9 protein-coding genes and 1 tRNA gene are annotated in these 10,356 nt (G+C 44.6%); 7 read left to right on the top strand and 3 right to left on the bottom strand.

The window, feature by feature from the left end:
* Positions 1-150 precede the first annotated feature (150 nt).
* Positions 151-226: transfer RNA gene (locus CYL31_RS12405), tRNA-Val, on the top strand.
* A gap of 277 nt (positions 227-503) precedes the next feature.
* On the opposite strand, the gene CYL31_RS20725 is transcribed toward CYL31_RS12405, so the two are convergent.
* Together CYL31_RS20725 and CYL31_RS20915 are read right to left on the bottom strand one after the other, a co-directional pair.
* Complete coding sequence (locus CYL31_RS20725; RefSeq protein ID WP_249411572.1) at positions 504-890, bottom strand: transposase; 387 nt, start codon at positions 888-890, stop codon at positions 504-506.
* Positions 891-1,114: 224 nt separating this feature from the next.
* The gene (locus CYL31_RS20915; protein ID WP_502845438.1) at positions 1,115-1,258 is read right to left on the bottom strand and encodes a transposase; all 144 of its coding nucleotides are present in this window, start codon (positions 1,256-1,258) and stop codon (positions 1,115-1,117) included.
* A 689-nt stretch (positions 1,259-1,947) separates the two neighbouring features.
* Between CYL31_RS20915 and CYL31_RS12395 the strand changes: the two genes are divergently transcribed.
* The 6 genes from CYL31_RS12395 to CYL31_RS12370 are packed head-to-tail and all read left to right on the top strand — an operon-like array spanning position 1,948 to position 9,609.
* Entirely contained in the window at positions 1,948-3,624 is a 1,677-nt protein-coding gene (locus tag CYL31_RS12395) for a cyclic peptide export ABC transporter (RefSeq protein WP_212915550.1), read from the top strand.
* Positions 3,618-5,414, top strand: a complete 1,797-nt coding sequence (locus tag CYL31_RS12390; RefSeq protein ID WP_212915549.1) for an extracellular solute-binding protein — start codon at positions 3,618-3,620, stop codon at positions 5,412-5,414. Before CYL31_RS12395 ends, CYL31_RS12390 begins: the two co-directional genes overlap by 7 nt.
* The gene (locus CYL31_RS12385; RefSeq protein ID WP_212915548.1) at positions 5,390-6,475 is read left to right on the top strand and encodes an ABC transporter permease subunit; all 1,086 of its coding nucleotides are present in this window, start codon (positions 5,390-5,392) and stop codon (positions 6,473-6,475) included. The genes CYL31_RS12390 and CYL31_RS12385 overlap by 25 nt, the downstream gene beginning before the upstream one ends.
* Positions 6,472-7,500: an ABC transporter permease subunit gene (locus CYL31_RS12380; RefSeq protein ID WP_212915547.1), complete on the top strand. Its 1,029-nt coding sequence runs from the start codon at positions 6,472-6,474 to the stop codon at positions 7,498-7,500. The genes CYL31_RS12385 and CYL31_RS12380 overlap by 4 nt, the downstream gene beginning before the upstream one ends.
* A complete protein-coding gene (locus CYL31_RS12375) occupies positions 7,493-9,001 on the top strand; it encodes an ATP-binding cassette domain-containing protein (protein ID WP_212915546.1) in 1,509 nt (502 codons plus the stop codon). The genes CYL31_RS12380 and CYL31_RS12375 overlap by 8 nt, the downstream gene beginning before the upstream one ends.
* The gene (locus tag CYL31_RS12370) at positions 8,998-9,609 is read left to right on the top strand and encodes a nitroreductase family protein (protein ID WP_212915545.1); all 612 of its coding nucleotides are present in this window, start codon (positions 8,998-9,000) and stop codon (positions 9,607-9,609) included. The genes CYL31_RS12375 and CYL31_RS12370 overlap by 4 nt, the downstream gene beginning before the upstream one ends.
* On the opposite strand, the gene CYL31_RS12365 is transcribed toward CYL31_RS12370, so the two are convergent.
* Positions 9,606-10,319, bottom strand: coding sequence for a thioesterase II family protein (locus CYL31_RS12365; RefSeq protein WP_212915544.1), 714 nt, complete (start codon positions 10,317-10,319; stop codon positions 9,606-9,608). The two genes, CYL31_RS12370 and CYL31_RS12365, sit on opposite strands and share 4 nt — an antisense overlap.
* Between the last annotated feature and the right edge of the window lie 37 nt (positions 10,320-10,356).

Below are 10,356 nucleotides of genomic sequence, written 5' to 3'. Positions count from 1 at the left end.
GCCATTTTCCTTAGTTCTAATATATAAATCTATTAACTCAGGAAAAGGCAATCCCACATAGTGGGAGTGTAGTTAAGATTTTTGGCTTAAAAAATCTCATGTTCTTAGAGTTTCTCTACTTCATATCTTATTTATATAAAAATTATGATTGGGTGTGTAGCTCAGTTGGGAGAGCGTCGCCCTTACAAGGCGAATGTCGGGAGTTCGAACCTCTCCACACCCACCATCTATTCTTGTTTAGGAATTCTTTTACAAGTCTCTGAATTTTAATGGTGTAATCATTCTTTTTATCGCATTGAATTTGTGACCGCGCTGTGACGATGGTCTTTTGAAATTATCCATGTGACCTGGCTATGACCGATTTGTGTCATATTTTGCGAATTCCATTTCTCGTAACCTTTTTTCAAAAGCATTTCTCGTGTGATTTTGTAGCTCATACTAACAAGTCACAGACCCCCTAGTTTCTCTTTTAGAACATCTTGTTTTACTTTATTGGGTCCATATCAGGCCTTTCGGAACCCAAATTGATATTTAAATATTCTAAATTGGTGCTCGCCTGTTGCCATGATACTAGTTTTCAAGTACTCCGTTCGAATAGGTTCTTTGTTAATTCGAGGGTGCTTTTTCCAAACTCGTATCTTGCTCGGTATTTCTGTAACTAACCAACTTAACTTTCTATTCTTCGTTTCTTTGCGATTTTCCACGCCTCGATAGCTGGAATTTGCCGAGATAAAAGATTTCTCTCCATGCATCAGATTTAGCAGTTGGTGAAGGTCGTGTACATTCGCAGAGGTTGTCGTAAGGCTGTGTACTAGGCCACGTTTTCTATCGACATCAATATGGGCTTTCAGGCCAAAATACCATTGCTTCCCTTTCTGTGTTTGATGCATTTCTAGATCGCGTGAGCTCACTTATTTTTAGTAGAGCTTGCCGCCTCAATGATAGTTGCATCAACGATCGTACCTTCTTTGAAACATACGCCAGCATCAGGTAGTCATTTGTGTACTTCTTTAAAAAGCTTATACCCAAGCTTGTGTCTTTTCGGCAAATGTCTGAAGTTCATTATGGTTGTGTGATTAGGTATTGCATCTTCTAATGATAATACTGCAAACAGTCAAATTGGGGGGATCTCGTAAAGTACATATTCCATAGCAGTATCACTCATGCTGTATAAGTTCTGCATAAAGTGAATACGCAGCATAATGGAAAGAGGGTCTGGGTGACGACCGTTGCTGGCTTTTGGATAAAATGGCTCTATTTGAGCTTCAAGTTTGTTGCCAAGGAATCAGCTCATCCATTTAGCAAAGGAAGAGTTCTTTGTGGGTCTTATGGCGTTTGCTGGTAAATTCGGTATCGGCAAAAGGGAGTTGCTTCATGCTGAGGAGGATTGGTTGATTAAGTCGGCATGATTATCTCATGTTGCCGACTTAATCGCATGTTTCTCAACTTGTTTGCAAGCTTATCTTGGCCTCTGAAAAGCAAATTCTTAATCAGCGCATTCTATCTAACCTAAAAACATTTCATCATTCCTCGAATACCACTTTGTCAGATCTACATAAGAAAGCGGTAGGGCTCGTCAAATAAGGAAAAAAGCCTTTCCATTGGCCAGCTAGCAGCCACGCTGAACTTAATAATTACAGCCAGTGTGCCGGCGTCTTATAGGGGGGGGACACAGAAGCTGTTTGAAGCTCAACTTAAGCGTGTGCTATTGAGCAACATACAAGCAGAGTAGCCTGAATTGCTGCCTGTTCCTCCTTTGAGGAGCTCAGAAACTATTTCTTCATGCGAAAGAATTGAATTGACTGGAATAATTCGACAGCAAAGAAGAAGCCGACAAGCAGGTTGATGGCTCTGTAAATCACTTTTTAGTGAAGCAAGAATTGATTCATTTATCTATTGTATATATGATAATCATTATCTCTTTCGTTTCTAGTATTGGTGTATCTCATGTTGCTAGTATGGACACTGTTGCGTGGTAGTTCCTTCAAGTTCTTTGTTGCCGTTATTTTAAGTGCCTTGAGCGGAGGTTGTGGCGTTGCCGTGATCTCTATGATTGGTCGAGTTACCTCAGCTGATGCGATTACCGGACAGGATGTGGTTCTGTTGTTTGCCTTCATTTTTATGCTGTTTGGGTTAAGTTTCTTTTCTCAGGCGATGCTAACTTCGCTTGGTCACCATGTGGTGTATCGGTTACGTCTCCATTTATGTCGTCGTATTCTGAAAACCTCTGTCGAGCGTATTGATCAACTGGGTCAACCTGCGATCTTGGCGAGTCTCACGAAGGATGTGACAGCTATTAGTCAGGCGTTTAACAGTTTGCCTTTTGTTGTTTATGGGGTGGCTGTTTTACTCTGCTGTTACGGATATTTAATACAACTATCCGTGCCTTTTTTCCTCAGTACGCTTGTCATGACAATATTATCGGTTGTTATCGCCAAGCAGCTCATGTCTGCTTCAAGAAGGCTAAAACGGGAAGTCAGGGAAAATGATGACGCCCTTTATGATCGTTACGCAGGATTATTGCTGGGACGAAATGAACTCAAGCTGAGTCGCGCACGGCGCAATCGTTTTTTTGAAGACAGCTTAAAACCCATAGTGGGTAAGGCATTGGGCCTTGAAGTTCGGGCAGATCGCTACACAGTGCTCAATGGTAGTTGGGTAAATACTTCGATTCTCTTATTAATTGCTGCCATCATTTTGATTCATACCTTGTTTGGTATTGGTTCGAAAGAACAACTGATGGGCTTTGCTTTGACTATTCTGTACCTGCGTTCTCCACTGGCGGGAATGATTGGGTCTTTGCCAGCTTTGATACAAGGCTCTGTTGCCTATAACAAGGTCCAGCAGTTGGAACTAAATGAAGCCGAAGACAAACCTGAGCAGGAGAGAGCGTTAACGCAGAATTGGCAGTCGTTACAGCTTCGTGAAGTTACTTACCAATACCCTTCAGAGTCAGATGAGTCGGGTTTTTCTGTGGGGCCTATCAATTTTGAATTAAAACAGGGTGAGTTGGTGTTTTGGGTGGGTGGCAATGGCAGCGGAAAGTCCTCCTGCGCACGCCTTGTAACGGGGCTTTATCACCCTCACGGTGGTGAGGTTCTCTTTGCTGGAGAAAAAATCGATGAGACGAATCGAGACTGGTTTTTGAGTCACTTCTCTGTGGTGTTCGCCGACTTTTACTTGTTTAAACAACTGATTAATGAAACCGGTCACAGGCCTGATGAAGTCTTGGTGGAACATTACCTGAATGCCCTGGCTCTGGAACAAAAAGTCACCGTATCTGAGGGGAAGTTAAGCTCGACCAAATTGTCTCAAGGGCAACGTAAACGCCTTGCTTTGTTGCTGGCCTATTTGGAAAACCGCAGCATTATCTTATTGGATGAGTGGGCAGCGGATCAGGACCCTTCGTTTCGAAAAGTGTTTTATACCGAACTCTTACCTGAACTAAAAGCCAGAGGGAAAACGGTGATCGCCATTACCCATGATGACCATTACTTTTATCTGGCTGACAAAATTTACCGCATCCATCAAGGTGTCATGAGCTTACACGAAGAAGAAAGTTATGATGATCAGGTTACCACGGTAGTGTTCCCGTATAATGATAAGGAAGATATGAAATGTTAAGAAAGACCGGAGGTATATTGGTTCTGATTCTTTCCTGCTGTGTGCATTCTGTTCTGGCAGACGAAGTTACCCATGCGGTTGCACTTTATGGCGACCCGAAATACCCAGCGAATTTTGATCACTTTGAATACGCCAACCCCAATGCTCCTAAGCAAGGAGAGCTTGTGATGGCGGAAATTGGTAGCTTTGACTCACTTCATCAGTTTATTAACCTGGGGTCCAAACCAAGAGGTTTGTTTTGGCTCTATGATAGCCTGACAGATCGTGGCCATGATAAAGATGAAATTAAAACCCGTTACGGTGTACTGGCCGAAACCATTGTCATTGCCGACGATAACTCTTGGGTCAAATACAAAATTAGAAAAGACGCTCGATTCAGCAATGGCACACCAGTCACGGCAGAGGATGTGGCATTCTCCGTCAAGACCTATCAGACACAGGGGCTTAGCAATATTAAATCTCGCTTTCAGGGAGTGAAAAGCGTGGATGTACTAAGTCCAAAAGAAGTGCGGTTTAACTTTGGCAATGAGGGCAGCCGCTTACAGGTATTAAATTCAGGCAATCTGCCGGTATTATCAAAACACTTCTGGCAAGGTAAAGACTTTACCAAGTCTTCTTTGGAGGTGCCGTTGGGTAGTGGCCCTTATAAGATTACCTCTGTTGTGCCTGGGCGCAGTATCACTTACACCTTGCGTGATGATTACTGGGCAAAAGATTTGCCAGCCAACCGAGGCAAGTACAACTTTAAAACCATTCGTGTTGAGTATTTTAGAGACCGAAATGCCGCTGTACAGGCGTTAGAAGCTGGAGAAGTGAATTACATTGCTGAATCCAATCTGGCGCGTTGGCAAAAGTTGTATCAAGGGAAGGCCTTTACCGACGGGGAAGTTGTTAAAGAGAAAATTGATTACGATGCTCCTTCTTTTGTGACTGCGTTCTTGTTTAACTTAAGAGAAGCGAAGTTTGCCAACCCTAAAACCCGCGAAGCGCTGGTGCATGCCTTCGACTTTACATGGCTGAATAAGCGTGCGTTTGGTGGACAATACAAGAGAGCCGAGAGTCTTTTTAATAACAGCTTTCTGGCCTCTAGTGGTGGCGTCTCCCCACAAGAAAAAGCGATCTTAACGCCTTTTCGTCAGAACTTACCGGATGAGTTGTTTAATGAGACCTTTTCCTGGCCAACCACAGACGGATCGGGTGACAACCGACAAAATCTGATAAAAGCCAAGGCATTACTTGACGAGGCGGGTTGGAAATTGGAAGGGGGGAAACTGGTGGATGCTCAGCGTAAGCCGTTTGTCATTCATTTTCTAGTGCCTTCCCCTGATATGAAACCGGCTTTGGGGGCCTATTTACAGAATTTGAAGCGTCTTGGTATTGACGGGCAGATATCCGTTAGAACCGGAACCGAATTTTATAAACAGCTAATGCAGCGTCAATTTGATATGACGCCTATTCAGTATAAGGTGCGTATTCCACCCAATACTGAGGTGCAATCCGCCTTACTGTCTTCGTTTGCCAATGTGGCCACCAGTAGCAATATCGCAGGTTTTAATGACCCTGTGATTGATGCACTGGTAGAGGAGTTGGTTCATGCGAAGGACTATCAGCAGGCAGAAAACTACGGCAGAGCATTAGATCGGGTATTAAAGTGGAAGTATTACTTCTTACCTCTTTGGGCGCGTAATTTCCAATTGGTCGCCCATGCGGATAATATCAAGCGTCCCAAAGTGAATCCGGCTTATGGTTATGAAGTGGAGTTCTGGTGGGACGAGAACGCGAGTCATTAAGTGGGATGATGCGACATTACTTGATAAAACGGTTGCTGCTGATCATACCTACTTTGGTGGCGATTGTGACACTGAATTTTTTTCTGTTGCAGTGGTTACCTGGGGGGCCTGTTGATGCTGTTTTAGCAAAAATGAGTGGCGTTGAAACAGGTACGACCGCACTTTTCGAGAGCGACAGTACAAACCTTGATACAAACCATATTGATGAGCAACTACGTCAAAAGATTGCCCATCAATATGGTTTTGACCAACCGCTCTGGCAGCGCTATTTTGATACTCTTTGGCATTATCTGAGTTTGGATCTAGGGCAGAGTTACTTTAGCGGGCAGTCTGTCTCTTCCCTAATTTTGAGTAAACTGCCAGCTTCATTTTCCATCGGATTTTGGAGTTTGCTGATTATCTATCTTATTGCTGTGCCATTAGGGGTCTGGAAGGCTTTGAGTCGAGGTGGTTGGCTAGATGCTCTAAGTAGCCTTGCCCTGTTTACCTCCTTCGCACTTCCTACTTTTATTGTTGCTATTCTTTTTATGATTATATTCGCCGGTGGCGGAGTGTTTAGCTGGTTTCCCCTAAGAGGGCTTGTATCGGCGGATTTTGCGCAGCTTTCTTTTGGGGCACAGGTGAAAGATTACCTATGGCATCTGGTGTTGCCGGTGATGACTTGTGTGGCAGGTGGCTTGGCCCCTATTACACTGTTGGTTAAAAACGCCGTGATAGACCAACTTCATCAAAATTACGTGGATACGGCGCTCAGTATGGGGGAGAGTCGTCAAAGTGTTATTTTTCGCCATGTGCTGCCAAATAGTTTGTTGGTACTGGTTGCGCGTATTCCCAATGATCTTCTAGCCTTGTTCATTGGTGGTGCTTTGCTTGTGGAAATTATCTTCTCACTTGATGGTATTGCCTTGCTGGCTTTTGAGTCTGTACTGCAACGGGATTATCCTGTGGTGTTGGGTGTTATCTATATTTACTCCCTGTTAGGGCTGTGTATGACACTTTTGGGGGACATGCTTTATCGGCTGGTGGACCCAAGACTAAGCTTTGAGGCGGTGAGAATATGAAGTTTCAGGGAAAGTATGCCGCTATTATGCGCCGTGGGAAAATGGCGGCTTTTTTCTTGGCGCTTGTCTTTTTATTAAGCTGTATCTCCCCGATTATCGCCAACGATAAGCCGTTGATGGTCCACTACAAACAGCACTGGTTTTTTCCTATCGTGAAGGCGTATCCTGAAACAGCATTTGGCGGTTTTTTTGACACCGAGGCCGATTATAAAGACGACTTTATCGCTCAGGAAATCACCCAACAGGGGTGGTGGTTGTGGCCTCCTGTCCGCTTTTCTTATGACACCGTTAATTACAATGTGAGCTTCCCTTCGCCACCTTCTGGTGTGAATTGGCTTGGTGTGGATGATCAGGGGCGCGATGTGCTGGCCCGTATTCTGTATGGTACGCAGATCAGTCTGCTCTTTGCTTTAGGCTTGAGTGTCAGTGTTGCTTTTCTTGCGCTGTGTTTTGGCTCCTGGCAGGGATATTATGGTGGCAAAGTCGATTTGATCGGGCAACGCATAACGGAAATATGGGGAGCCATTCCGGCCATTTTTATTGTCATGATTCTCTCCAGTCTGGTTCGCCCAGGTCCTTGGATGTTGTTGATGATTCTCTCCCTTCTTGGGTGGCATCATCTGGCACAGCAGGTTCGAGCTGAGGTGTTACGTATTCGTCAGTTGGATTATGTACAGGCCGCGATTATTGCGGGTATATCTGATCAACGTATTATTTTTACTCACGTACTGCCTAATGCTCTGGTGTCATTGTTGAGTAACTTACCCTTTATTTTCGCCGGAGCCTTGGGAGCACTAATTACGTTAGATTTTCTCGGGTTTGGCTTGCCTTCTGGTTATCCTTCTTTAGGCGAGTTGTTGGCACAGGGGAAAAACAATTTACAAGCTCCATGGCTTGGCGTGACTGGTTGTGTGTATATTCTGATGTTAGTGACTTCTGTTGTCTTAATGGGCGAAATGGCTCAAGAGCGATCCGCAAAACGTTCTTCCAATATAGAGCAAAGAGGGGAGGGGCAATATGCTTAGTTGTGAAGGTATTTCTTTTTCCATTGCTAATCAGACGTTACTGGAAAATATTCACTTCCACTTGCCAGAAGGAAAAACCTTGGCGATTGTGGGAGAGAGCGGTGCTGGAAAGACCTTGCTTTCCAGGTTAATACTGGGATTGCAACCGGAAAATGGTCGCTTACAAGGAAGCATGTTACTTGCGGGTCAATCTCTTGCTCAGTGCAATGACAAGGATTGGCAAGCAATACGGGGGCGGTTAATTGGGCGAGTGGCACAAGAGCCTTTATCCGCATTAAATCCGGTGAAGCGAATAGAGTGGATATTGACCAGAGTACTTCGCTTGCATGCTGGAAGTAAACTGTCGCAAGACGAATGTACAGAAAAAATACATGCGCTTTTAGAGCAGGTAGGATTGGAAGAAAATCATAAAAGACGTTTTCCCCATCAGCTTTCTGGAGGACAACGGCAACGAGTATTGATCGCCTTGGCGATTGCCAATCAACCAAAACTGATTATTGCAGATGAGCCTTCAACAGCATTGGATAGCCGAACTCAACAGCAAATTATGGCGTTGCTGAAGCAACTTCAAACCAGCTGGAATATGACCATGGTCTTTATTTCTCACGACTTGTCAATGGTGCGGGAAATAGCAGATCAGGTCATGGTGCTAAAACGAGGTAAGATCGTTGAGCAAGGAAGTGTTGAAAGCGTTTTTTCTGCGCCTGAACACGAATATACTAAAAGGCTGCTGGCGCCGGAAATCATACAGGGTGTGACGGCTAACCCAATATCTCCATTGTTAAGCGTGATGGATCTTACGGTGAAGGGCATTCTTCATGGCGTGAGTTTTGACCTATCTCTTGGCGAGAATCTGGGTGTTATCGGAGAGAGCGGGGCAGGAAAATCCACCTTGGCAAAAGCCTTGCTCAGGCTGATACCCGCATCAGGTCATATTTGGTTTAATCGACAGGACTGGTTGTCTTTAACTCCCAATGTTCTACGGCAGCAGCGTGCCAGTATGCAGTTTGTGTTTCAGGATACGGCAGCCAGTTTTAACCCTCGCCTTACTATTCGTCGCTCCTTAAAGGAGGTTTACCGAGTCAGCTGTGCGACAGAAAGCGTGCCATCGCTTGCGGTAAAATTAGCCAGTGCCATGGAAGAGGTGGGGTTAGACTCTGCTTTACTGGATCGCTACCCTCATGAATTATCCGGAGGACAACGACAGAGAATCATGATTGCCCGTGCACTGCTTCTCTCGCCCAGATTGCTGATTCTGGACGAGCCAACAACGGCGCTGGATAAGCTAAGTCGCCAAAGCATTATGGATTTGATCCAGAGATTACAAGCACAGCGCCATTTCAGTTTGATTGTTATTAGCCACGATCAAGGTCTTTTAGAGTGCCTGTGTCATAGGTATCTGGTGTTGTCTCACGGTAGACAGCTGGCATTTGGCGAATGGGAAGATAGGGGCATGCATCAAGTCCAAAACATCACATCATTACAGGTTGAGTCATTATGAACCCCTTGGAGCCACTATTAAACCGACGTTCATATTGTCGGAAAAAACTCACTTCCCCTGCCCCAAACGATCAAGAAATGAGGTCGCTTTTTAATCTGGTGATGACCACCCCTGATCATGGCAACTTAAAACCCTGGCGTTTTCTGGTGGTAAAAGAAGAGAACATGCCCAAGTTGGCCGAGGCCACGCTGGAAATGTATCGACAACAATCCCCAGATGGAAAGGTGACGGAGAAGGCACGTCGTTCAGCAAAAGAGATTGCCGAGTCTCCCATGATGATCATAGCAATCAGCAATGTGAAACCAGAGCATCATGTCTCACTCTGGGATCAGCAGCTATGTGGTGGTGCGGCGGTGCAGAATATCATGAATGGTCTACACCTGATGGGGTATGGCGCTTTCTGGTATACCTTTCTTGCGGGCAATGCGCTAAAGCCTATTCTTGGCATGAAGCCAGAAGATCAGGTTTTAGGGGCAATTGCGGTGGGGACGCCAATAGAACGTTTTAAACGTCCGCTGAAACGTAAGGCTCCTGATGATTATTGTTTTGAATGGCAAGGTTTGGGAGAAGTTGCCACGTCTCTTTTCTCCGATAAAAAATCAGACTAATCCCGTTTATAGACAGCTTCAAGCGATGTGGCTAACGCCGTGAGAAATCTTTCTAGGTCTGGCTGAAAATAGAAATGATCGCCGGGCCAGTTTATATGTTGATAATCCTCACTATAGTGTTTCCATTCCTTTATATACTCAAGTTTGACTACAGGATCATCCGTGCCATGAATCGTGGTAATAGGGCAGGATAACGGCACTTTTTTTGAGATCTGATAATGCTCATTTAAGGCAAGATCTGCGCGAATAATGGGAAGAACCAGTTCCATTAATTCTGGATGATTCAGCACTTCCTGTTTTAGTCCGCCTATTTGCTTGAGTGCGGCAATCAATTCTGAATCGCTTAAATGACTTTTCAATGAGGTTTTTTCCCGTTTATGTGGCGCATGGCTTGACGAGATAAAAACACTTTTAGGAGCCTTATAGGGACTTTGTTGAATTTTTAGCGCTAATTCGTAGGCAACAATACCGCCAAGGCTGTGACCAAAAAGATGGTAATCTTCGTTGTTTTTTAGTTCATCTTGCAGCTGGTGCATCATATCTTGTGCTAGTGCATCTATGCTTTTGGTTGGCGGGTCGTTAAAGCGTCGCCCTCGGGCAGGGTATTCTGGGCAGATAAGTGCGATGTTTTTTTGTTCAAAAAAGAGTTTCCATGGCGCGAAAAGGCTGGAGGAACTACCTGAAGAAGGAAAGCAAATAAGTGTTTTCATAAGCAAAGATTTTTTGAAAGGAAGGTTCAATGAAATA

This window comes from Marinomonas sp. A3A, assembly GCF_018336955.1.
Classification (GTDB): Bacteria; Pseudomonadota; Gammaproteobacteria; order Pseudomonadales; family Marinomonadaceae; genus Marinomonas; species Marinomonas lutimaris.
Note: the sequence above shows the minus strand (reverse complement) of the source record. Positions and strands in the feature narration are given on the sequence as shown.

Excerpts from the sequence above, each read along its gene's own strand:
- CYL31_RS12390 (WP_212915549.1), top strand. The coding sequence starts at position 3,618 with ATGTTAAGAAAGACCGGAGGTATATTGGTTCTGATTCTTTCCTGCTGT.
- CYL31_RS12395 (WP_212915550.1), top strand. The coding sequence starts at position 1,948 with ATGTTGCTAGTATGGACACTGTTGCGTGGTAGTTCCTTCAAGTTCTTT.
- CYL31_RS12365 (WP_212915544.1), bottom strand. The coding sequence starts at position 10,319 with ATGAAAACACTTATTTGCTTTCCTTCTTCAGGTAGTTCCTCCAGCCTT.
- CYL31_RS12375 (WP_212915546.1), top strand. The coding sequence starts at position 7,493 with ATGCTTAGTTGTGAAGGTATTTCTTTTTCCATTGCTAATCAGACGTTA.
- CYL31_RS12370 (WP_212915545.1), top strand. The coding sequence starts at position 8,998 with ATGAACCCCTTGGAGCCACTATTAAACCGACGTTCATATTGTCGGAAA.
- CYL31_RS12380 (WP_212915547.1), top strand. The coding sequence starts at position 6,472 with ATGAAGTTTCAGGGAAAGTATGCCGCTATTATGCGCCGTGGGAAAATG.
- CYL31_RS20725 (WP_249411572.1), bottom strand. The coding sequence starts at position 890 with ATGCATCAAACACAGAAAGGGAAGCAATGGTATTTTGGCCTGAAAGCC.